Source organism: Pseudonocardia alaniniphila (assembly GCF_022524485.1).
Classification (GTDB): domain Bacteria; phylum Actinomycetota; class Actinomycetes; order Mycobacteriales; family Pseudonocardiaceae; genus Pseudonocardia; species Pseudonocardia alaniniphila.
The window spans coordinates 114,523-137,396 of the sequence record NZ_JAKXMK010000002.1; the positions used below are offsets into that span (position 1 = coordinate 114,523).

Annotated in this window: 19 protein-coding genes; 9 read left to right on the forward strand and 10 right to left on the reverse strand. The window is 71.4% G+C overall.

Features of this window, described 5'->3' with window-relative positions; translation table 11 throughout:
• Positions 1 to 66: 66 nt before the first annotated feature.
• The 4 genes from MMF94_RS01605 to MMF94_RS01620 all read left to right on the forward strand — a co-directional run bounded on the left by MMF94_RS01605 (position 67) and on the right by MMF94_RS01620 (position 5,098).
• A complete protein-coding gene (locus tag MMF94_RS01605) occupies positions 67 to 1,089 on the forward strand; it encodes an alpha/beta hydrolase (protein WP_241034562.1) in 1,023 nt (340 codons plus the stop codon).
• 216 nt (positions 1,090 to 1,305) lie between these two features.
• Complete coding sequence (locus MMF94_RS01610; RefSeq protein ID WP_241034563.1) at positions 1,306 to 1,581, forward strand: muconolactone Delta-isomerase family protein; 276 nt, start codon at positions 1,306 to 1,308, stop codon at positions 1,579 to 1,581.
• Positions 1,582 to 1,660: 79 nt separating this feature from the next.
• Positions 1,661 to 3,295, forward strand: a complete 1,635-nt coding sequence (locus tag MMF94_RS01615; protein ID WP_241034564.1) for an ABC transporter substrate-binding protein — start codon at positions 1,661 to 1,663, stop codon at positions 3,293 to 3,295.
• Positions 3,296 to 3,397: 102 nt separating this feature from the next.
• On the forward strand, positions 3,398 to 5,098 hold the full coding sequence (locus tag MMF94_RS01620; protein ID WP_241034565.1) for a GMC family oxidoreductase: 1,701 nt from the start codon (positions 3,398 to 3,400) through the stop codon (positions 5,096 to 5,098).
• Between the two features lie 6 nt (positions 5,099 to 5,104).
• Here MMF94_RS01620 and MMF94_RS01625 read toward each other — a convergent pair whose 3' ends face one another.
• Complete coding sequence (locus MMF94_RS01625) at positions 5,105 to 8,791, reverse strand: SpoIIE family protein phosphatase (protein ID WP_241034566.1); 3,687 nt, start codon at positions 8,789 to 8,791, stop codon at positions 5,105 to 5,107.
• A gap of 179 nt (positions 8,792 to 8,970) precedes the next feature.
• Here MMF94_RS01625 and MMF94_RS01630 point away from each other — a divergent pair, with 179 nt between their 5' ends.
• Both MMF94_RS01630 and MMF94_RS01635 read left to right on the forward strand, forming a co-directional pair.
• Positions 8,971 to 9,540 (forward strand): hypothetical protein, encoded by a 570-nt coding sequence (locus MMF94_RS01630; RefSeq protein WP_241034567.1) that lies wholly within the window; start codon positions 8,971 to 8,973, stop codon positions 9,538 to 9,540.
• A gap of 150 nt (positions 9,541 to 9,690) precedes the next feature.
• Positions 9,691 to 11,577, forward strand: coding sequence for a chloride channel protein (locus tag MMF94_RS01635; RefSeq protein ID WP_241034568.1), 1,887 nt, complete (start codon positions 9,691 to 9,693; stop codon positions 11,575 to 11,577).
• 54 nt (positions 11,578 to 11,631) lie between these two features.
• On the opposite strand, the gene MMF94_RS01640 is transcribed toward MMF94_RS01635, so the two are convergent.
• The 9 genes from MMF94_RS01640 to MMF94_RS01680 form a co-directional block, all read right to left on the reverse strand.
• Complete coding sequence (locus MMF94_RS01640; RefSeq protein WP_241034569.1) at positions 11,632 to 12,135, reverse strand: MarR family winged helix-turn-helix transcriptional regulator; 504 nt, start codon at positions 12,133 to 12,135, stop codon at positions 11,632 to 11,634.
• Positions 12,136 to 12,172: 37 nt separating this feature from the next.
• Complete coding sequence (locus tag MMF94_RS01645; protein ID WP_241034570.1) at positions 12,173 to 13,648, reverse strand: xylulokinase; 1,476 nt, start codon at positions 13,646 to 13,648, stop codon at positions 12,173 to 12,175.
• 43 nt (positions 13,649 to 13,691) lie between these two features.
• Positions 13,692 to 14,477 carry an indole-3-glycerol phosphate synthase TrpC gene (gene trpC, locus MMF94_RS01650; protein WP_241034571.1) on the reverse strand — a complete coding sequence of 262 codons (786 nt, stop codon included), beginning with the start codon at positions 14,475 to 14,477 and terminating at the stop codon, positions 13,692 to 13,694.
• A gap of 128 nt (positions 14,478 to 14,605) precedes the next feature.
• Complete coding sequence (locus MMF94_RS01655; RefSeq protein WP_241034572.1) at positions 14,606 to 15,217, reverse strand: TetR/AcrR family transcriptional regulator; 612 nt, start codon at positions 15,215 to 15,217, stop codon at positions 14,606 to 14,608.
• Between the two features lie 24 nt (positions 15,218 to 15,241).
• Entirely contained in the window at positions 15,242 to 15,463 is a 222-nt protein-coding gene (locus MMF94_RS01660; RefSeq protein ID WP_241034573.1) for a hypothetical protein, read from the reverse strand.
• A gap of 313 nt (positions 15,464 to 15,776) precedes the next feature.
• Positions 15,777 to 17,324, reverse strand: a complete 1,548-nt coding sequence (locus MMF94_RS01665; protein WP_241034574.1) for an acyl-CoA synthetase — start codon at positions 17,322 to 17,324, stop codon at positions 15,777 to 15,779.
• A 175-nt stretch (positions 17,325 to 17,499) separates the two neighbouring features.
• Positions 17,500 to 18,696 (reverse strand): FAD-dependent monooxygenase, encoded by a 1,197-nt coding sequence (locus MMF94_RS01670; protein WP_241034575.1) that lies wholly within the window; start codon positions 18,694 to 18,696, stop codon positions 17,500 to 17,502.
• A gap of 100 nt (positions 18,697 to 18,796) precedes the next feature.
• Positions 18,797 to 19,282, reverse strand: coding sequence for an SRPBCC family protein (locus tag MMF94_RS01675; RefSeq protein WP_343962067.1), 486 nt, complete (start codon positions 19,280 to 19,282; stop codon positions 18,797 to 18,799).
• On the reverse strand, positions 19,257 to 19,631 hold the full coding sequence (locus MMF94_RS01680) for an ArsR/SmtB family transcription factor (protein WP_241034577.1): 375 nt from the start codon (positions 19,629 to 19,631) through the stop codon (positions 19,257 to 19,259). The genes MMF94_RS01675 and MMF94_RS01680 overlap by 26 nt, the downstream gene beginning before the upstream one ends.
• A 64-nt stretch (positions 19,632 to 19,695) precedes the next feature.
• Between MMF94_RS01680 and MMF94_RS01685 the strand changes: the two genes are divergently transcribed.
• From MMF94_RS01685 to MMF94_RS01695, 3 genes are all read left to right on the forward strand, one after another.
• Positions 19,696 to 20,631: a LysR substrate-binding domain-containing protein gene (locus MMF94_RS01685; protein WP_241034578.1), complete on the forward strand. Its 936-nt coding sequence runs from the start codon at positions 19,696 to 19,698 to the stop codon at positions 20,629 to 20,631.
• 91 nt (positions 20,632 to 20,722) lie between these two features.
• A complete protein-coding gene (locus MMF94_RS01690) occupies positions 20,723 to 22,108 on the forward strand; it encodes an MmgE/PrpD family protein (protein ID WP_241034579.1) in 1,386 nt (461 codons plus the stop codon).
• A gap of 15 nt (positions 22,109 to 22,123) precedes the next feature.
• A complete protein-coding gene (locus tag MMF94_RS01695) occupies positions 22,124 to 22,834 on the forward strand; it encodes an MmgE/PrpD family protein (protein WP_241034580.1) in 711 nt (236 codons plus the stop codon).
• The last annotated feature ends 40 nt before the right edge of the window (positions 22,835 to 22,874 follow it).

Genomic DNA, 22,874 nt, shown 5'->3' on the forward strand with positions numbered 1-22,874 from the left:
GATGTCACAGCGCCTGCGCACGGTGACGTCTTCTGATGGGCCGGCCGAGCCCAGCGAGGCCCAGCGATGAGCACCACGTCGGCGGGCTCGGGCCGGGTGGCGGCGGCGCCGGACGGCGAGCTCGTCACGTCCCGGCGCGGGTTCTTCTGGGTGGGAACGGAGCGGGTGCGACACCCGGCGGGCCTCGTGCCGCGCGGGCCGATGTTCGTCGCCTGGGAGGCGCCGGAGCACGTGACCAGGCCGTACCCGCTGGTGCTGGTGCACGGCGGTGGCGGCCAGGGCACCGACTGGATGGGCACCCCCGACGGGCGCAGCGGCTGGTCGACCATGCTGGTTCGCAGCGGCCACGTCGTTTACGTCGTGGACCGGCCCGGCCACGGCCGCTCGCCCTATCACCCCGACGTGCTCGGGGCGATGGGCCCGCCGTTCTCCTACGAGCGGGCGAAGGAGATCTTCGCTCCGGACTCCCACGCGAGCCCGCACACGCAGTGGCCGGGCAGCCGGGATCTCGACGACCCGCTGTTCGACCAGGTACTCGCCCCGACCGGACCGATGCCCGCCGACATGGCGGCCGCCCATCGGCTCGACGCCGACCGTCTCGTGCAGCTGCTCGAACGCGTCGGGCCCGCGGTGCTCGTCACGCACTCCGCGGGTGCGCCCGGCGGGTGGCTGGCCGCCGACGCGCGTCCCGACCTGGTGGTCGCGCTGCTCGCGCTGGAACCGATCGGGCCGCCGTTCCTGAGGCTCCCGGACGGTGGGTCGCTGCTGCCCTGGGGCCTCACGGCGGCGCCGCCGGCCTTCGACCCGCCCGCCGCCGATCCGTCCGAACTCGCCGTGGGGTCCCACCGGCTTCCTGGCCTCGCCCGCGTCCCGATCGGCGTGTTCTCGGCAGGCGCCTCGCCGTTCGACGCCTTCGCAGGCGACGTCGCGGAGTTCCTCCGCGCCGCGGGCTGCCGAGCGGAGTGGGTGCGCCTCGCCGACCACGGCGTACCCGGAAACGGGCACGCCGTGATGTTCGAGCGCAACTCCGCGGAGGCGCTCGCGGTGCTCGTGCGGTGGCTGGACGAGCTGATCGCGCAGCAGCGATGATCGTTCTCGTCGTGCCTGGACCGGGACATCCGACGTACGCCGCCCGGGACCGCCGGCCGGACGGATGAGGTCATCGGCACGGTTCGGCGCGGCTGCCACCCGCCCTAGCGTGAGTTCCGCGGTCCCTGTGGCCGCCGTTCCCCGAGGAGTTCTTGTGACGCGCGTACAGATCGGCCGGTACCCGGCAGTGTGGTCGGCTCCTGCGGGAGGAGCGTGATGGAGTTCCTCGTACACGCCCGCAACAACCTGCCGCGCGACTTCCCCGCCGAGCGCCGCGCCGAGATGCGAACGCTCGAGCGTGCCGTCGCGGGCCGGTGGCGCACCGAGGGGATGCTGCAGCGGCTGTGGCGGGTGCCCGGACGGACCGACTGGGTCGGGCTCTTCACCGCCGACGACGCCACCGTGTTGCACGACGCGCTCACGACGCTCCCGATGTGGCCGTGGCTCGAGATCACCGTGCAACCGCTGGCGACCCACCCCCAGGAACGGTGATCACACCGCCCGAGCCTGACGCGGCGACGGTCTCGGGCAACGACATCGATCCGGCCGACGAGCTCGACGAGGAGATCGTGTGACCACCACCGAGACCCGCCGACCCCGCACCCGTCTGCTGGCGGCGCTCGCGGCGGCGCTGTCCGCACTGGTACTCGCTGCGTGCGGTGCCGCGCCGGGAGCCGACACGGCGGCCGCCTCAGGCGGGATCCGCACCGTCAACCCGTACGGGGGTGACCCCGCCATGGAGGGGACCCCGAAGCGTGGCGGGGTGCTGATCATGGGCACCGACCGCGAGGTCGTCGGGTTCGACCCGACGGTGCAGAACACCAACCAGGCGGCTCTCGCGGTCTACGACTCGCTGATGAAGCTCAAGCCCGACGGCTCGGCCGAGCCGTACATGGCGAAGTCGATGGACAGCACCGACGGCGGGCAGACCTGGCGGATGGGCCTGCGGGAGGGCGTGACCTTCTCCGACGGCACGCCGCTGGACGCGCAGGCCGTGATCGTCAACGTGCAGCGGCACATCGACAAGGCGTCGTCCCCGGGACACCGGTTCACGCAGCCGATCGAGTCGATGACCGCCGTCGACCCGCTCACCGTGGAGTTCCGGCTGAAGTCGCCGTTCGGACTGTTCCCGACGGCGTTCGCGGGCAGCTTCACGACCGGGAGCCTCGGCCAGATCATCTCGCCTGCCGCGCTGCAGAAGTACGGCGATCAGATCGCGAACAACCCTGTCGGCGCCGGTCCGTTCGTCCTCGGGAACTGGACGCGCGACTCCCGGATGGAGCTGACGCGCAACCCGAACTACTGGCAGGAGGGCATGCCCTACCTGGACGGGCTGCAGTTCCGGCCGCTGCCCGACACCGAGAGCCGGTACGCGTCACTGGAGAACGGGGACGTCGACCTGATCTTCGGCGGCTACCACACCGAGCTGCTGCGCGGGTCGGAGAACCCGAACCTGACCGTCTACTACGGATCCGGGCACGGCGCGGAGTGGCTCTACTTCAACCACGAGAAGCCGCCGTTCAACGACCACCGCATGCGTGAGGCCCTGGTGCGCGGGATCGACACCCAGGCGCTCGCGGCCACCCAGTACCGCGGGCGGATGGAACCGGCGCACGGATACTTCGGCGACAACAGCGAGTACCAGACGCCGGAGGCGGCCGCCGCGTACCCGTCCTACGACCCCGAACGCGCGAAGCAGCTCGTGGCCGAGTACGTGGCCGAGGGCGGGAGCACGACGGTGGTCTACAAGACGACCAACGCCCCCAACCGCATGGCGTTCGCCGAGTTCCTGCAGGCGCAGATGGCCGCCATCGGCATCACCGTGCAGCCGCAGTTCTTCGACCTGGCCCAGTACTCCTCGAGCGTTGTGCAGAGCCGTGACTTCCAGCTGGCCGGCACCGTCGGCGGGCCGGTGGACTCGCCGTACCCGGCGGCGCAGAACGTCCTGCGGACCGGTGGCAACCAGAACTACGGCGGCTACACGAACCCCGAGGTGGACGCACTGCTCGACAGGGCCGCCGCCACCACCGACGACGCCGAGCGCACGCGCCTCTACCAGCAGGTGCAGCTGGTGACCAACCAGGACATCTCGATGGCCTACACCAGCCGCGGCTATCTCTCGACGATCGCGAAGCCCGAGGTGAAGGGAGTCGTGCGGTACCTGACCCGTGACATGTTCTTCGCCACCACCTGGCTGGACCGCTGATCGGGACGGTCGCCCGAGGGGCGCAATTCCGGCAGGAATCCCGAATAGCGCGAATCGGAGCACGAGAACACCAAAAATCGAGACAGTCCTCGACCGAGGGTCGTGCGTTATCCTGCTGCCCCGGGCTTAGGCTCGGGGCAGCGCTCTCGTGCGAAGGACATGATGCCCAGTACGGTTCGGACAAGCCTCCGCGATACCCGCGATTTCATTCCCCGGCTGAATGCAGGACCGATGACCCGGCGCAATCTGCTCAAGCTGTTCGGTGTCTCGGCAGGGGCGTTCGGTATCGGTTCTCACATTCCCGCTGGTTCGAACCGCCCGCTCGCGTACGACTACGTCATCGTCGGTGCGGGCTCGGCGGGCTGCACACTGGCCGCGCGGCTTCTCGCGGACTCGCGGGCCAGCGTCCTGCTGATCGAGGCGGGCGGCTCCAACAACCGGCCCGACGTGCGGGACTTCACGAGGTCGGAGAGCCTGACGGCGCCGGGCGCCACGACCGACTGGCCGTTCGAGTCGGAGCCGCAGCGTGCGCTGCTGGGCAGGCGGCAGTCGTTCGCGTGCGGCAGGCTGGAGGGCGGCAGCAGCTCGGTCAACGGGATGGTCTGGGTGCGCGGCAACCCCGCCGACTACGACGGCTGGGCCGCAGGCGGCTGCCCGGGCTGGGATTACCGCAGTGTGCTCCCGTCGCTCGCGGCATTGACCGGGCCGATCCGGCCGTCGAGTGAGCTGACGCGGCGGAACGCCCTGTCCCACGTCGTCGTGGAAGCGGCCGTCGACGCCGGTTATCCGTTCAATGCGGACTACAACGGCAAGAGCCAGTTCGGGGTCGCCTTCACGCAGCTCAACGTGGTGAACGGGATCCGGCAGGACGCGTTCAGCACGTTCCTGACGCCGTATCTGACCGATCCGCGTCTGACGGTGATGACGGACGCGCTCGTCACGCGCCTCGCGTTCGACCGCGGGAAGGCGATCGACCGTGTGCTCATCGACGCGGGCGGCCACGAGATCGCCGTCACCGCGAACCGGGAAGTGATCGTCAGTGCGGGGTCGATCAACACGGCGCGCCTGCTGCAGCTCTCCGGCATCGGCGCGGCGGCCGATCTGGAGCCGCTCGGCATCGCGGTCGTCGAGGATCTGCCGGGTGTCGGGCAGAACCTGCACGACCACCTGATCTCCGTGGTCTCGAAGAGGCTCCGCACCCCCGAGCCACCCAGCCACGTCACGGCGATGGACGTCAACGTGTTCACCGGCAGAGGCAGAGTGCCGGGCGCACCCCGGTTCCAGTTCCAGGTCTACTACACGCGCACGGCGCACGTCCCGTATCCGGCCGAGTCACTGCCGATCGGCGTGATGAACCTGCACCCCACGAGCCGCGGCTACGTCCGGCTCCGATCGGCTGATCCACGGATGCCGCCGATCATCCAGCCCAACTTCCTGCAGACGTCCGAGGACTTCGATACGGCGCTGGAGGGCTACGAGCTGGCGCGTGAGCTGATGAACGCGAAGGCACTGCGCGATCGGGTGGTCGACGACGGTGCCGTGCCGCCGGCGGACCTCAGGACGAAGCAGCAGGTGGTCGCCGCGATGCGGACGTACTCCGAGTCCAACTACCACGCTGTCGGCACCTGCCGCATGGGCACGGACGCCCTCGCGGTGGTCGATCCGCAGCTGCGCGTGCGCGGTGTCACGGGCCTGCGCCTGGCGAGCGCAGCGATCATGCCGGCCATCACCTCGGGCAACACGAACGCGCCGTCGATGATGATCGGCGACCGCTGCGGCCGCCTGATCCTGGGCACCGGCTGACGCGGCTCACGGAGCGGTCGGCGCCGCCGTGACCACGGGCAGTGCGTCAGCGAGGCCGGTGAGTTCCAGCACCCGGGCGGGCGCCGATCCGGAAGCCACGACGATCGAGAGCCCGTCACCGGCGATCGCGCTCGCCTCGGCGAGCACGGCGACACCCGCGCTGCTGAGGTACCCGACGCCGGTGAGGTCGAGGACGAGCGGGCCCGCGAGCCTGGCGGCCTCGAACAGGGCCTCCCCGACCGTTCCCCGGCCGGCCAGGTCGACATCGCCGAGAACGGCGAGCACGCGCTCCCCGTCCGGGCCGTGCCGCTCCTCGACGCTCGCCGGCTCGGGAGCCCGGGCAGTGGAGTACGCCGGGTGCCGGAGCGGACCGGGTGCGGCCGACGGCGGCGGGGCGGGCAACCGGAAGCTCACGCGGGTGCCGCTGTTTCCGCGGTCGATCACGAACTCCTCGACGAGTCCGTCGATGACCCGCAGGCCGTGCCCGCGGTGGCCGTTGTCGGCCGGGACCGGCCGCCAGCGGCCCTGGTCGTCCACGTGCACCTCGACAGCGCCGTCGTCGGCGCGGGCCACGGTGTACTCGAAGTGGCCGCCGCCCTCCGGGTAGGCGTGCTCCGCGGCGTTGGCGCCCGCCTCGCCGACCGCGAGCTCGAGATCCTCGGTGGTCTCCTCGGGGAGCCCGGCCGTGGCCGCCCACTCGCTCACCGAGCGGCGGAGCGGGCTCATGCTGGCGGCCGTGGCCGTCAGCCGCCTGTGCAGCGGTGCCGGAACGGCTCGCACCACGAGCAGTGCGACGTCGTCGGCCGGGCCCTCCTCACCCAGCACGGCCTCGACCAGCCCCCGTGCCAGCTCGTCCGGTCCGTGGTCGGCGAGGCGTTCGGCGGCCTGCTGCAGCCGATCGAGCCCGGCGTCGACCACCTCGTCACGGCGTTCGACGAGCCCGTCGGTGTAGAGGATCACCGACGCGCCGGGCGCCACCATGGCGCTCCGCTCCCGGTAGGGCGGGCGCCCGCGGACGCCGAGCACCGCGCTGGCGCCGGTGTCGAGGAACCGCGCGCCCGCGTCGTCGACGAGCAGGACGGGTGGATGCCCGGCCAGTGCCCAGCGCAGCTCTCCGGTGGCCCAGTCGAACGTGAGGCAGGCGCAGGTGCTGCCGGCCGAGCCCGGGACCCGGTCGGCGAACCGGTCGAGCCGTTCGAGCGCGGCAGCGGGGGAGTGCCCGTCGAGCAGTTGCGTGGCGAGCGCGCTGCGCAGCTGACCCATGACGGCCGCCGCGGCCGGGCCGTGGCCCACGACGTCGCCGACGACCAGCGCGACACGGGTGCCGTCGATCGGAAGCATGTCGTACCAGTCGCCGCCGGAGAGGGAGTGCTCGGCGGCGGGCATGTACTGCGCCGCGGCGGCCAGCCGGGCCAGCGCGGGCAGCTCACGGGGGAGCAGGCTGCGCTGCAGCACGTCGGCGACCTCGTGCTCCGCCTGGTGCAGGCGGGCCCGGTCGAGCGCCTGTGCGCACTGTCCGGCGACGGTGAGCACGGCGCCGCGCTGCTCGGCGGGCAGTTCGGGGACGGCGCCGTCCTTCGAGGGGAGCCACAGCCCGACGGCCCCGATCGTCCGGTCCGACAACACCAAGGGAACGGCGATCGGGCTGCCGCTCCACTCCGCCACGCCCGTGCGGACGACCGTGGCGAGTGCGTCAGGGGCGTCCAGTGCCACCGCGGCCGATGCGATCGCCTCAGGCCCGCGCCCGGCGATCGGCACCAGATGCGCCCCCTCGTGCAGGACGAGGACCGCCGACTCGGCGCCGAGCCCGACCGCGTGGTCGAGCACCACGTCGGCCACCTCGGCGGGCCTGGTGGCCCCCGAGAGCGCAGCCACGATGGAGCTCAGCTCCTCGGCGGCCCGCCGGGCCACCCGTTCGGCGTGCAGCAGGCCTGCGCGGTACAGGGCTTGGGCGCATTGTTCGGCCAGGGACTCGGCGGTGGCCCGCTCGATGGCGCCCAGCACGCGTCCGGGCGGGAGGGCGAGGGTCACGAGACCGAGACAGTGCCCCGCGGTGGACAGCGGCAGACAGGCCAGTGCGTCGAAGCCGAACCGTCCCAGCTCCTGCCGCAGGCCGGGGTCGTGGCCCGCCCATGCGGCGTCCCCGTCCAGCCAGAGCGGCCTGCCGCCGGTGGCGGCGTCGATCACCGGACCGGCGGCGTCGGTGCCCGGCTCGCTCCACCTCCGGACGAGCTCCGGCGGCCAGCCCGCCACGGCGAGCGCTTCGAGGTCGCCGGCTCCGCGCACCTTCCATGCGGCCACCGAACGCCCGCCCACCAGCTGGCTGAGCTGCTCGACGACAGCGGCCCCGACCTGCGCAGGCGTGGCCGCGGCGGAGAGGGCGGCGGTGGCTCGCTGCAGCAACTGCAACTGGCGGTTGGTCTCCTGCTCGCGCCGCAGCAGCCGCTCGCGCTCCGCCTCGGCGCTGCGCCGCTCCGTGATGTCGCGCCCGATCGCCTGCAGCCGCCCGTCCGTCGCCGAGCGCATGCTCAGCTCCACGGGCACCGTGCAGCCGTCCTTGCGGCGCATCTCCCACACCTCGGTGACGGAGGCGCCGGCGTGCAGCTTGGCGACGAGGGCGTCGAGCCGCGGGACGTCCTCGGGACGGACGACGTCCGCCGCGCCGAGGGTGAGCAGCTCCTCCCGGGAGTGGCCGAGCAGCGCGCAGGCGGCTTCGTTGACGTCGATGAAGTGCAGGGTGTCGTCGGTGAGCCAGATCGCGTCGCCCGCCCGCTCGACGATCAGCCGGAAGTGCTCCTCGCTCTCGCGCACCGCGCCGAGGGCGTGCGCGCGCTGCAGCGACTCCCAGCACCGGCCGACGACCGTGGTGAGCAGGTCGATCTCGGAGTCCGACCACAACCGCGGCGTCCGATGCTGCACGGCCATCGCGGCGACGAAACGGCCGGCTTTCTGCAACGGCACCCAGATCACCGCGGTGAAACCGCCGCGGTGGTAGGTCTGGCGCTGCTCGGGCAGCACCCGCGGATCGGTCTCCGCGTCGGCCAGCACGTACGGGACGCCCGCCCGCATGCACCGCAGCGCGTCGGCGCTGAAGTCCGACATGGCCATCCGGCCCGTCAGCTCGGGCAGCCCCCTGGCGTAGCTACCGGTGATCGTGAAGTGGTTCTCGTCGGGCTCGGCCTCGGCGTAGACGCTGCGGTCGACCTCCATGTGCTCGCCGAGGAGCCGCGCGACCGTCGCCATGATCTCGTCGGGATCCTCCAGCGGCTGGAGCGCGCGTTCGAGGCAGGCGAGGAAACGGTCGCGGGACCCGTCGCCGCGCGGTACCGCGGACTCGGCGACGGGATCGATCGCGACGACCGAACCGGTGATCATCCCGTCCTCGACCAAGGGCTCGATCCGGCAGCGGACGTCGACGGTGGTGCCGTCCGGACGGAGGATCTGCTCGTCCGCCGAGTCGAGGGCGGTGCTGGCGGGCCGGAAGGGACAGCTGGGGACCTCGTGGCCTCCGGCCTCGTGCATGACGGCGTGGAGGTCGGCCCCGAGTAGCTCGGGCACGGACCTTCCGAGCAGCGCCGCCGCCGCCGGGTTGACCTCGCGGACGAGCCCCGACTCGTCGAGCGCGACGACCCCGATCGGCACGGCGTGCAGCACTGGGTCCGTGTGATGGCGCCGCCCGCTCAGCTGATCCACCGGGCGGATGGTACCGGCCGGGCAAGGTCGTTCTGGCTCGTGAGGCGCCAGGCGGCAGGTGTCGAGACGTGATTCGCCCGTCCGTGCAGGGCGGGCGCGGGCGCGGGGGCTCATCCGCCGCGGGCGATGCGGCGCCGCGCGCCGGCCGGTCACGGTGGGCCGCGGACGAAGGAGGGTTGATGGGCGAGGCATCGGGAGGTCGTGACGACCTGCGGGCACGCTCGCCCATCGCGGCCTGGATCGTGCGGGCCGCGGCGCTGCACCGGAACCGGTGGTCCGACGAGCACGAGCTCGCCTACGCCATCCACGGCACCGTCGTCGGTGCGGCCGTGATGATGGCGGCGAGCCTGCACGGCACGCTCGGCGACATCCTGGTGGCGGTCCTGGTCACCCTGTTCGTCTACTGGGTGGCCGAGCGGTACGCGCACCTGCTCGCCGCCGGTGTGCGCGGGCGGCAGGAGGGGTGGCGGGCCACCCGTGCGGCCATCGGGCGTGAGCTGCGTGCGGGCTGGCCGATGGTCGAGGCTGCCTACCTGCCCCTGGTGGTCCTGATCGTGGTCGAACTGTTCACCGACTCGCTCGAACTCGCGGTGTACGCCTCACTCGCGACATCGACGGTGCTGCTCGTCGCACTCGGGCATCTCGCGGCCCGGCGGGCAGGAGCGAGCAGCGTCGGTGCGCTCGGGTGGGCCGCGGCCAGCGGCGTTCTCGGCGTCGTCACCATGTGCTTGAAGCTGCTGCTGCACTGAAATCCGTAATGGATAAATCGCCCTGTTCATCCATTTTCTGCCGATCACGACGGTATGCGCGATGCCGTGCTCATCCGGTCGGCCCGGACGAAGTGATTGGCCTAACGCAATCGTTGCGGTACTGCGACGAAATCGCAGACCATGGCCGGTATGGAGCACGAAGCCGGAGCCCGGCGTGACCTACCGACGGTCGTCCGGGGGAGAGCGACCCATCTCGGTGACTTCACGCTGAACCGCCGGGTGCTGGTGACCGCTGCGCTGGCCCTTCCCATCGGCGCGATCGGCGCGGTGGCGGCGTGGGTGCTCCAGATGCTGATCGGGCTGATCACGAACGTGGTCTTCTACCAGCGGGTGGAGACCACCCTTGTAGCTCCGGGAGCCGCGGCGCACCCGGCGATCCTGATCCTCGCCGCGCCCGTCGTCGGCGGTCTCGTGGTCGGTCTCATGGCGCGCTACGGCTCCGAGAAGATCCGTGGGCACGGCATGCCGGAGGCGATCGAGGCCATCGTCATGCGGCGCAGCCGGGTGGAGCCGCGGGTCGCGGTGCTCAAGCCCGTGTCGGCCGCGGTGAGCATCGGCACCGGCGGCCCGTTCGGCGCCGAGGGTCCGATCATCATGACCGGAGGGGCGCTCGGCTCGATCCTCGCCCAGCACCTGCACCTCACCGCCGACGAGCGCAAGGCGTTGATGGTCGGGGGCGCGGCCGCCGGCATGGCGGCCACGTTCAACGCCCCGATGGCCTCGGTCCTCCTGGCGGTGGAGCTGCTGCTGTTCGAATGGCGGCCTCGCAGCTTCGTTCCTGTCGTGGCGGCCGTGGCGGTGGCGACCGTCGTGCGCGCGCCTTTGCTCGGAGGCGGTCCGATCTTCCCGGTCGACGCCCTGACGACGGCCCCGACCCCGCTGACCGACCTGCTCTGCGTCGGCGCCGGGGTGATCGGCGGGCTGCTGGCCGTGGCGCTGACCGCGCTGGTGTACCTGTCCGAGGACGGGTTCATGCGGCTGCCGATCCACTGGATGTGGTGGCCCGCGATCGGTGGCCTCGTGATCGGGATCGGCGGGCTGATCGAGCCCCGGGCGCTCGGCGTCGGCTACGACGTGATCGACGAGCTGTTGACCGGCCGGGCGACGCTGTCGCTCATCGTCGGGATCCTCATTGTGAAGGCGCTGATCTGGGGGCTGTCGCTCGGCTCGGGCACGTCCGGTGGCGTGCTCGCGCCGATCTTCATGATCGGCGGGGCGATCGGTGCACTGGAGGGTCACCTCTTCCCGGCCGTCGGGCCGGGGTTCTGGTCGGTGGTCGGGCTGGCCGCGGTCGTCGGCGGGGTGATGCGCTGCCCGCTGACCGGGGTGGTGTTCGCGCTCGAACTCACCCGGGACTGGCCCGCGCTGCTGCCACTGCTGATCGCCTCGGTGTCGGCCTATGCGGTGTCGGCGCTGATCCTGCGCCGCTCGGTGCTGACGGAGCGGATCGCCCGCCGTGGCTTCCACCTGTCCCGCGAGTACGACGTGGATCCGCTGGCGGTGCTGTTCATCGACGAGGTGATGCACGCGTCCCCGGCGACGTTGCGCCGCGAGGATTCGCTGCCGCTCGCCACTGCGGCGCTCGCTGCCGTGGTGCCCCGCCGCGCGTCGGGCGACCAGCCGGTGGCAGCGCGGGCTCCGCTGCAGCGGCTGTTCCCGATACTCGACGACGGGGGGCGGCTCGTGGGGGTGGCGCCGCGGCAGTCACTGGTCACCCCGGTCGCCGGCGTGCACACGACCGGAGACGTGATGATCGGCACGCCGGTGGTCGTGCACGCCGACGACACGTTGCGCGAGGTCGCCTCGCTGTTCGCGCAGAAGGCCGTCAGTGCGGCGCCCGTGGTCGCTCGGGACGACCCCGGCCGCCTCCTCGGCCTGGTCACCGTCGAACAGCTCCTGGACGGCCGGCTGCGCGACTTCGCCGAGGAACACCACCGGGAACGCTCACTCGGCCTGCGGAGCCGCCGCTCCCGTGAGGTGGTTGCAGGTGGCGCCGGTCGGGACGCCTCGCGATAGGGGCGCGCGGAACAACTCGGCCTCACTGCGGGCGGGGCTGTCGAGCACCCCGCCCTAAGCAGTGGAGGTCGTCCACCCGAGCGCCCAGACGTCGGTCGCCGGTACCTCGCCGCCTGCCGCGGCGAACGACTCCAGCACGGGGGCGAGTGTCCGGCGCTGCTCATCCGGCATACGAGCGAGGATCTCGGCGATCGCGGCCCGCCGGTCGTCCATGACCCGCCGCACGAGGGCGCGGCCGGCCGAGGTGAGATCGAGCGTGAGGTTGCGACGGTCCCCCGGGTCGTCGCGTCGATCCAGCAGCCCGGCGGCGACCAGCCGGTCGCAGGCGCGCGTGGCGTTCGAGGGATGCACGCCGAGCGCACGAGCCACGGCACCGAGGTTCACCGGCCCGGTGCTGGCCACCATCACGAGCACCCGGAACTGGGGGAGCGTGATCTGCCCGTCGAGGCCGGCGACCGATCGCGCGCTGAGCGCGACCAGGACACGGGTGGCCGCCATCACGGCATCGACCTCGTCGGGATGGACGTCCTCCTGCTCCTCTGCCACCCCTTGCGCCATGTGTTCCAGTGTGCCTCAACGTGCGGTTGGGGCTGCGTCAGCCGACCGCCGTGCGCCAGACGTCGAGCGCGGAGTGGATCTCGGCGAGCGCCCGGTGGGAGGCCGTGTAGACCTCGTACAGCGAGTCGAGGCGCCGGGCGTTCGCGGGCATCGGCGTGAAGACCCGATCGGCCTCCACGACCCTGTCCGCCGCCGTCTCGACGTCCGGGTGGATACCGGCCCCCACGGCGCCGAGGAGTGCGGCGCCCAGCACCGCGCTGTCGTGCACGCGCAGCCGCTGGACGGGACGGCCGAGTACGTCCGCGTGGATCTGGGCCCACAGGTCGCTGCGTGCTCCGCCGCCCGAGAGCACGACCCGGGACAAGGGCAGGCCACACGCCTCCTCGACGCCGCCGAACACGTGGCGGGCCGACATCGCGACGCCTTCGAGGACCGCGCGTGACATCTCGTCCCTCGTGGTGGCAGAGCTGAGCCCGAGGAAGCTCCCGCGGACGCTGGCGTCCCACAGCGGTGCCCGTTCGCCCATCAGATGCGGCGTGAAGACCACGCCGGCGGAGCCCGCGGCCGCGCCGGCCGCCTGTGCCAGCACCGTGTCGATGTCCAGGCCGCAGGCCTGGCTCCACCAGCGCAGCGAGTCACCGGCTGCCTGCGTGGGGCCTGCGTGTATGTACAGCCCGGCGCGTGGCGGGAACGTGGCGATGCCGCGCGTGGGGACGGCCCGTGCCGAGGCGCCGGCGGCCACCAGCGAGGTACCGATCGTGATCATGGCCCGGCCGGCCTGTGTGGTCGCGGTGCCGACGATGTCGCCGAAGGTGTCCATAGTGCCGACCACGACGACCGCGGACCCGATCCCCAGCTGCGGATCCGTCACGGGCCCGAGCGGGGCGGTCGACTCGGCGATCGGCGGCAGCCGCTCGGCCAGCCCGTCGACGAGGTCGACCGCCTGCGGCAGGTAACGCGTGCCGCTGCGGTCGGCCAGGCGGACGGCTGCCCGGCCGTCGGTCCGGATCGCACCGGTGAGCTTCGCCGCGACGAAGTCCTTCGGGCTCAGGATCCACCGCGTGCGGGCCCACTCCCGCGGTGCGTTGCGGGAGTACCAGAGCGCCCGGGACGCGGTGAAGGAGGCGTCGAGGGTGATCGGCGCGCCCCAGAGCCGGACCTTCACCGGCGGTGCGAACCGTGCGTCGATCTCCGCGGCGATCTCACTGCCGCGCTGGTCCTGCCAGATGATGGCGGGGGAGAGCGGCTGCAGGTGCTCGTCGACGAAGACGTGGGTGTTGACCTGGCCGACCAATCCGATTGACCGCACCGTCGACCCGGCCGGGAGCGCGGACACCACCGCGCCGATGCCGTCGACGCAGCCGCGCCACCAGCCGAGCGGATCCTGCTCGGCCCACCCCGGCCGGGGCCGTGCGGTGACGCAGCCGGTCCGGTGCCGGCGCAGCAGCGTGCCGTCCGGTCCGAACGCGGCGACCTTGACCGAGGTGGTGCCGATGTCGACGCCGAGGATCACGTCCTCAGCCGCGTGCGACGATTCCGCGTTCGGTGACGTCGGGTCAGCCGGCGGCACTGATGAATTCGCCGACAGCGGAACGCGGGTCACCGGAGCGCACCAGCGCCTCCCCGACCAGCACGACGTCGGCACCCCAGCGGCGGTACTCCGCGACGTCGGCCGCCTCCGCGACGCCCGACTCGGCCACGCGGACGGCCCCGTCGGGCACCTGGGGCACCAGCTTGGCGAACACACCGCGGTCCACGGAAAGCGTGGTGAGGTCGCGGGCGTTGATCCCGATGAGGTCGGCGCCGACCTGCGCAGCCCGCTCGAGCTCCTCCTCGGTGTGCACCTCGACCAGCGGCGTCAGCCGAAGCTCGCGCGCCAGGCCCAGCAGGTCCTCCAGGAGACCGCCCGGCAGCGAGACGACCATGAGCAACGCCAGGTCGGCGCCCCAGGCCCGGGCCTCCCAGAGCTGGTACGGGGTGACGATGAAGTCCTTGCGCAGCACCGGGACGTCCACGGCGGCGCGCACCGCCGCCAGGTCCTCGAGCGAGCCACCGAACCGCCGTCGTTCGGTCAGCACGCTGATCGCCGACGCACCACCTGCGGCGTACTCACCCGCCAGCGACGCCGGGTCCGGGATGTCGGCGAGCGCACCCTTGCTCGGGCTGCTGCGCTTCACCTCGGCGATGATGGAGACCTTCGAGGAACGGAATGCGGGCATCGGGTCCAGCGGGTCGGGCGCGCTGTCCAGTACGCGAGCCTTCAGCTCGTCGAGCGACACCTCCTGCTGCCGCCCGGCAAGGTCCTCCCGAACGCCTTCCAAAATGCCGTCAAGGACGCTCAAAACTACCCCTCTCGCGTTACGCGACGTCAGTTCATTCGAGAGTAGCCATATGATGAGCAGGGAGTGAGCGCGATTTCGTCACACGCGATGATTCTTTGAATCGGTCGATCATCGCCGTACCGCGCGATTCATCGGTTCGGCCGGATCTCGCCCGTCAGGAGACGGAACAGCTCCTTGATCTCCGCGGTGAGCGCGCCCGGTTCGGCCGCGGCGAGCGCGGGGGTCCCGATGACCTTGCGCATCAGCCAGATGCCCGCGATCAGCGAGAGCAGCAGTTCGGAGCGCTCGCCTGCCGCGGCGCCGGTGAGCTGTGCCTCGACCCGGCTGCCGACGTGCCGCTCGATGCCGGCGCGGATGATCTCCGCCGCCCGCGGATTGGGCGCCGACCGCAGCATCAGGAGGAACGGGTCGAGATGCTCGGCCTCGGGAGCGGTCCTGGCGACGAGTTCGGTGGCGGCTCCGTGTGCCAGGCCGGGCCCGTCCTCGACGAGGATCGTCCGCGGCGCGAAAGCGATATCCACCGCTTCGGCGAAGAGTTGCTCCTTGGTGCCGAAGTAGCGGTTGACCATCATCGCCGTCACGCCGGCGGACCCCGCGATCTCCCGGAGGCCGGCCCCGTCGTAACCGGAGCGCGTGAAGGCGCTCACCGCGGACCGCAGGATGGCCTCGCGGGTGGCGGCGCCGTCGCGCCGGTGTGCGCGCGGTCGGTCCTGATCGTCGTCGATCGCGTCGAGAGTCACCTATACGACTGTAGACTTTGCTGGTCACTGCGGTCTACGGCGGGCAACATAGACCGCTCCCGTCAGGCACGTGCCTCGTCGAAGGCAATGGAGACCGCGACGGTGCGCCAGGCGTCGAGCTCGGATGTGGGAGAGCTGCTCCTCGACGCGCGCGACGCAGTCGGCGCCGATCTGCAGGCGCATGGGCTGCTCGGCCGCCTCGGCGACGTCGGCGATCACCTTCGCGGCCTTGACCGGGTCGCCCATCTGCTGGTGGTTGGTTGGTGGTCGCCCCGTCGCGGACCGATCCGACGGTCGGGACGTTGCCCGTTGCCCGTCGCCCGCGGACGCGAGCGCCCGCGTTCCGAGATCTGTGTTTCCGCCTTCCCGAGGGCGCGTGGCCACTTCTCGCGGCGATCTTGAGGCGTTGATCGTTCCGAGATCCGCTTGTACGCCCTGGCGGGGGCAGATCGACGGATCTCGCGGCGATCTTGCGGCTTGCGTAAGTGTGTCCATGTGCTCCGCGACGCACGTTCGCGTCGCGACCCTGGTGCGAGGTTCGCGAAGCTGTCGGGGACCGTCAGGAGACGTGCCGCTTCTGGTGGTTCCAGTGCCGGTCCCGCAGCTGACGCTTGAGGATCTTGCCGGCGCCCGACATCGGCATGGAGTCGACGAACTCGAAACTGCGCGGAACCTTGTAGCCGGCGATGCGTTCCCGCACGTGCCTGCGCAGCTCCTCCTCGGTGGCCCGGACGCCGCCTGCCGGCAGCACCACGGCGTGCACGCGTTCCCCCCACCGCGGATCCGGGACGCCGATGACCGCGCACATCCCGACGCCGGAGTGGGTGGCCAGCGTGTTCTCCACCTCGGTCGAGTACACGTTCTCGCCGCCGGAGATGATCATGTCCTTGACCCGGTCGACCACGAAGAGGTAGCCGTCGTCGTCGAGGTATCCGGCATCGCCGGTGTGCATCCAGCCGTTCGCCAGCGCCTCGGCGGTCTCCTTCGGCCGGTTCCAGTAGCCGAGCATCCGGCCGCCACCACGGGCGACGATCTGGCCTGCGGTGCCGGGCGGCACGTCGTTGTCGTCCTCGTCGACGATCCGCATCTCGACGTGCGGGGCTGCACGCCCTCCCGAGCGCCGCAGGAGCGGATCGTGATGCTCCTCGGGCCCGAGCAGTGTGATCACCGGGGACATCTCGGTCATCGCGTACGCCTGCGTGAGACGGGTGCCGGGCAGCCGGGCGATGGTCCGTTCGATCAGCGCCTCCGACATCGGGGAGCCCCCGTACAGCAGGCGCTGCAGGCTCGACATGTCGGCGTGGGCGGCCTCGGGTGAGTCGACCAGCATCTGGATCATCGTGGGCACGAGGATCGTGTCGGTGATGCGGTGCTCTTCGATCATCCGCGCCACCGCCCCGGCATCGAAGCGGGGTGTGAACACATGGGTGCCGCCGGCGAGGTTCACGGCGACCCATCCGGAGATGTCCGCGGCGTGGAACATCGGAGCGGTGTGCAGGTAAATGGCCCCGGGACGGGTCCAGTGGCCGGAGGCCATCGATCCGAGCGCCGAGACGATCAGGTTGTCATGGCTGAGCATCACGCCCTTGGGCACGCCGGTGGTGCCGCCCGTGTAGAAGATGGCGGCCAGGGCGTCACCACCGCGATGGACCTCCGCCACGGGCTCGCTGCCGGCGATGAGCTCCTCCACGGAGGATGCGTCGTCCGGGCCCGAATCGTCGCCGTCGAACAGGACGTGCTTCAGAACCGGAGCCTGCGTGCGGAGATCGAAAATCGACGAGGCGAAGTTCTCGTCGACGAGCAACACCGCGGTGCCGGAATCCTCCAGCGAGAACGCGATCTCCGCAACGGACCACCGGGTGTTCACGGGAACGAATGCCGCGCCGATCCAGCACGCCGCGAGCATGAACTCGTGGTAGATGTCCGAATTGGCCGAGAGAATCGCCACGCGGTCGCCGGGCTGCACGCCGAGCCCGCGCAGGGCACCGGCCAACCGGGCGATCCGTTCGGCGGACTCGGCCCAGGTCCGCGTCCGTCCCATGAAGACGGTGGCGGGTGCGTCGGGGCCCTGTTGCACTGCGCGCAGCAGCCCTTGGGTGATTTCCATGAGGATCCCCTGTTCGACCGCGGATTTCCTGTGATCCTGCGCGACATCCGCTGCGCCAACCGTACCAGGGCGGCAGGAAAGCTAAACGTTCGACAAATCACCACCGGAGGATCGCTGGAATACCGGAGGAAAGCGTTCAGGTCGGTCGATCGGGCTTTTCCGGCCGGGCGGGATATCAGGTGTGATACAGCCAGTCCACGTGCCGGTAGTCGGTGGGGTCGCGATCGCTCAGGTAGGCGTTGCGCACGGATCGGAAGAGCCCGTCGCAGTGCCACAGCTCGCCCCAGGTGCGAGCGACCCGCTGGACCTGGGCTGTGCGGGCGGTGCGCAGGTCTGCGTAGTCGGTGAGCGCGGCGTCCCAGGCGTTCCGGTCGGAGGTGCCGGCACCGGCGTGCTTGGTGATCCGCCCGGCGAGGCAGTCGGCGTCCTCGAGGGCCTGGCAGGCGCCCTGGGCGAGGTACTGCAGCATCGGGTGGGCGGCGTCGCCGGTGAGGGCGAAGCGGCGGTCGACCCAGCCGCTGATCGGCTCGCGGTCATACATCCGCCACCAGCGATCGCGCCACAGGTCGGGCAGGGCGGCGCGGATGGCCTCGCAGGAGCCGGCGAACGCCGCGTCCAGCTCGTCGGGGGTGCCCCAGTCGGGCTCGCCGGCGAGTGCGCGTGGTGAGCGGAACACCGCCACCTGGTTGAGGATCTCGCCACGACGCAGGGGGTACTGCACGAAGTGGCGTGTCGGCCCGATGTAGACGACGACGTCGTCGAGGGTGTGTGCGCTCGTGTCGGGCAGCGCGTCCACCGGCAGCGTTCCCCGGTAGGCGACGTAGGCGGAGCTCACCGGCTCGTCGTCGCTGAGCAGCCGGCGCAGCCGGGAGTTCAGCCCGTCGGCGGCCAGCACGAGCCGGCCGGTGTCCCGTCGCTCGCCCGACACGGTCGTGGCCTGCTCGTCGTCGATCTCGATGTCGGTGACCGCGGCCTCGGTCACCAGGTCCACCCCCGCGACGCGGCACGCCTCCAGCAGGATCGAATGCAGGTCGCTGCGGTGAATCACCACGTACGGGGCCCCGTAGCGGCGCTCCAGGTCGGCAACGTCCAGGTGGGTCAGCTCCTGTCCGTCGAGGGCATCGCGCAGGACGAGCCGCCGGGGGAGCACGCCGTGGGCGACGACCTGGTCGAGCAGTTCCCACGAGCGCAGGATCCTGGTGGCGTTGGGTGCCATCTGCAGCCCCGCGCCGACCTCCCCGAACTCGGACGCCTGCTCCAGCACCCGCACCTGCAGCCCGGCGCGGGCGAGCGCGAGGGCGCTGCCCAGCCCGCCGATCCCGCCGCCGACGACGACCACGTCGACGTCCGTGCCACCCGAGGACACCGCCATCCGCCCACCTCCGCGTCGAGCATGCCGCTAGCCGCCATGCGAGCGGCACCCCGGTGCCCACGATCTGGACCGAGGTGCCGATCGCACGGTCGAGTGCGGCTCAGCGGAGCGAGACGGCCACCTGCTCCAGGTGGTCCAACGCCTCCTGCATCCCGTCCTCCATGCCGGAGTTGATGTGGCCGTCGCGGTTCTCCTGGTTCTGGTGCTGCACGAGGACCGTGAGGGTGGAGCGCCCGTCCTGCTCGGTGAGCGTGACCGTGTTCACGGCCTCTGCGTCGGGCATGCCCTCGTAGACCTCGGTGGCGACGATGCGCTCGTTCGGGACGATCTCGCGGTACTCGCCGTGGAAGCCGAACTCGGCTCCGTGTGCTCCGAGGACGAAGCGCCAGGCGCCGCCGACCCGCAGGTCGACCTCGGCGACCGTGACCTCGCCTCGGTCCCCACCCCACCAGCGCTTGATCAGTTCGGGCGTGGTGTACGCCCGGAACACCAGATGCCGGGGTGCATCGAATTGCCGGGTGATCAGGATCTGTGTGTCCGTCGGAAGCGTCACCACGGCGCTACGGCTGCTCGTTCCGCTGTTCATCGTCGCCATTGTCCTCATTCTCCAGTCTCTTGAGATCGTCGAGTACGACATCGAGCCGATCGAAACGCTGCGACCACCACTGCTCGTAGTTCTGCACCCAGTCGTGAATGGTTTTGAGGGGGCGGCCGTCGAGCCGGTACATCCGCTGCCGTCCCTCGTCGCGGACGCTGACGAGTCCCACCTCACGCAGTACGCGCAGGTGCTTGGACACGAGCGGTTGTGCCAGGCCGAGCAGCGCGACGAGTTCGTTCACGGAACGCTCGCCGCCGGCGAGGACGTCGAGGATCTGCCGTCGCCGAGGTTCGGCCACTGCGTTGAACGCGTCCGATGTCGTCGGTGCTCGTGCCATGAGGGAATCATATACCCATATGGGAATGCGTCAAGACGCTGCTGCGGCCCGGATACTTCGGTTCATGGACGAGCCGGCCTCCAGCGAGATCACTTTTGCGGATCTCGAGATGTTCGTGAGCTTCGCCGAGCGCGAACACTTCGGGCGCACTGCCGCTGACCTGGGCGTCAGTGTGGCGACCGTCCAACGTGGAGTTCGCGCCCTGGAGCGCAAGCTCGGCATCGCGCTCGTCGAGCAGGCGGGCCGCCAGGTCCGGATGCTCGACGCGGGGCGCGTGCTCGTGCGCGAGGCGCAGGCCGTGCTGCGGGCCCGCCTGGACGCCGTGGACACCACCCGGGCCGAGGCCGGACGCCCGCAACGGCTCCTCCGGATCGCGCACACCTACTCACTGGGGCTCGGCTTCGTACCCGCTGTACTCGCCGAGCTGCTGCAACAGCAGGCAGGGCTGCGGTTCCACTGCCGGCAGAGCTCTGCCAACGAGGTGGTGTCCACGTTGCTGCGGGGCGAGTGCGACGTCGCGTTCACCTCGGTCTCGCCGACCGAGGCCGACCTCGTGGTGGAGCCGCTCTTCACCGAGTACGTGCTCCTCGCGGTCCCGGTCGGCGACCCACTGGCGGAGCGTGACCAGGTGTCGTTGCGCGAGGTGGCGGGTCGGCCGTTCATCTCGATGGAGCTCGGAGCCAGCAGCCGGACCCACATGATCAACGCGTGTGCGCGCGCCGGGTTCGTGCCCCGGTTCGCGATCGAGGTCAGCGATCTGTTCGTCGTGGAGGCGATGGTGGGCGCCGGGATCGGTGTGTCGGTGGTGCCCGAGGGGATGAACGACCATCGGCATCCGCGGGTCGCCCGGATCCGGATCCACGATCCGGACTGGGCCGGGCGCACGATCTTCCTCGCCTACCAGCGGGCGATCGGGCAGCACCCCACCGTCCAGGCCCTCGCCCGCATCGCACGGAGACGGGGCCGGGAGCGCGTCTCGGCTCGTGGCTGCGCAGGGTGAGCGCCGGCCGAGTCGATCATTGCGTCGAGTGCAACGGTTCCGGCCGGGGATGGCGTTGTTCCCTCGCCTTCGCGTTTCTAGCGTCGCTCCCATGCTCCCCGCCGTGTCCGTCGGCTCCACGACGTCCGAGTTCTGCACGCGGCTGGTGGCCGCAGGTGCCACGCCGCTGCCGCCGCAGGTCGCCCGGGCCGCGCGACGCAGCCTGTTCAACGTGCTCGGCACCGCCATCGGCGCAGCCAGGACGGCCGCTGTGGACGTGCTGCTGGCGACGGCGCGGGAGCAGGACAGCGGTGCCGAGAACAACGTCATCGTCGCCGGGCGCGACGACACCGTGGACGCGTACTGGGGCGCCCTGCTCGCGGGCACAGCGGCTCACCTCGACGACTTCGACGACACCCACCTCGCCACGGTGATCCACCCCGGTGCCGCCGTACTCGGGACGCTGCTCGCGCTGGCTCCCGAGCTCGACGTGGACGGGGAGCGCTACCTCAGCGCGTTCGCGCTGGGCTGCGAGTCGCAGCTGCGCATCGGGAACGCCGTGTCCCCGAACCACTACGACCGGGGCTGGCACATCACCGGCACGTGCGGGGTGTTCGGCGCGGCCGTGTCCGCGTCGCTGCTGCTGGGGCTCTCGGCAGAGCAGCTGGAACAGGCGCTCGCCATCGTCTCGACGATGGTGCTCGGGCACCGCGAGGGCTTCGGCTCGATGACCAAGCCGTTCCACCCGGGCAAGGCGGCTGTCAACGGTGTGCTGGCCGCGCGGCTGGCCGCCGCCGGGATGACCGGCGTCGCCGACCCGCTGGGTGACGGGGGAGTGCTCACGGTGTTCGCGGACGTCGTCGACAACGCGGCGCTCGGCGGCAGCTGGGAGCGGGACTGGGAGCTCGAGTACAACGCCTTCAAGCCCTATCCGTGCGGCATCGTGGCGCACCCGGCGATCGATGCCGCCCGGGCCGCGTCCGCCCAGCTCGACGACCCGGCGGCGATCACCGCGGTGGAGCTGATGTGCCACCCGCTGGTGCCGGAGTTGATGGGCAGACGACAGCCACGTGACGGGTTGCAGGCGCGCTTCAGCGCGTACCACGCCGGGGCGGTCGGCCTGCTGGACGGGGAGGTCGGGCTGGTGCAGTTCGGCGACGACCGTGCGGTTGCGCCCGACGTGGAGCGGCTGCGGGAGCTGATCACGCTGCGACCCAGCGAGGACTGCGCGCGAGACGAGGCGACGATCCGGGTGAACCGGGCCGGCCGTGACCCGATCTGCGTCCACGTTCCGCACGCCCGCGGGAGCCTCGATCGGCCGCTGACCGACGAGGAGCTCTTCGAGAAGGTCGACCGGCTGGTAGAGCCGGTTCTCGGCACGGGGGCGGCGCGACGTGTCGCTTCTGCCGTCGATGCCCTCGCCGGGGCGGTGGGGTTCGACGCGGTGATCGCCGCGATCCGCCCGGGCGGGATCTGCGAGGGGGAGAAGAACCAATGAGGGGGAGACACACCAATGATCACCACCACCGAGGTCGTGGACTTCGTCCGGGAGACCGCGCCGCCGCCCGCGGCCCTCGACCGCGCCGTTGCTGAGCTCGGCCGCTTCCGGCAGGCAGCTCGCCGCGGATCCGACACGGCCTCTGTGCGCGCGCTGAAGCAGGTCGCGGTGCGCCCGAGCAGTCTGCTCTGGGCCGCGTGGATCGACGGTGCGGCCGCGGCGGCGGTCCCCGACAGACCGGCATGGGTCGCGGTGTGCGCCGCCGCGAACGCGCTGGCCGCCGACGATGCCGCCGCCGCGGAGGCGATCGCCATCGGTGAGGTGGTGGCCGACCGCATCCGTGCCGATCTCGGTGACGCGCACAACGAGTCGGGCTGGAGTGTGCAGGCCACGGCCGGAGCCATCGGCGCGGCCGCAGCAGCCGGTCGGGCACTCGGCCTGGAGGTCGGCCACCTGCACCACCTGGTCGGCATCTGTGCGACGCAGGCGACGGGCCTCGCCGCCGCCGCCGAGACGGACACCGGACCCGTGCAGATCGGCAAGGCCGCGGCCAACGCGGTGGAGGCCGCGCTGCTGAGCCGCAACGGGTTCACCTCCGCGGCCCAGCCTCTCGAAGGCCGACGGGGCCTGTTCGCGTTGATGTCCACCTTCTCCGGAGCGGAGGAGCAGGACACGGAGAAGGCGCGGCCCGCGCGCCTGGGCGAGGGTTGGCTCGCCATGGGCTGAGCGAGCCCTGCAGGACGACGAGGTCCGCTACCTGATGAAG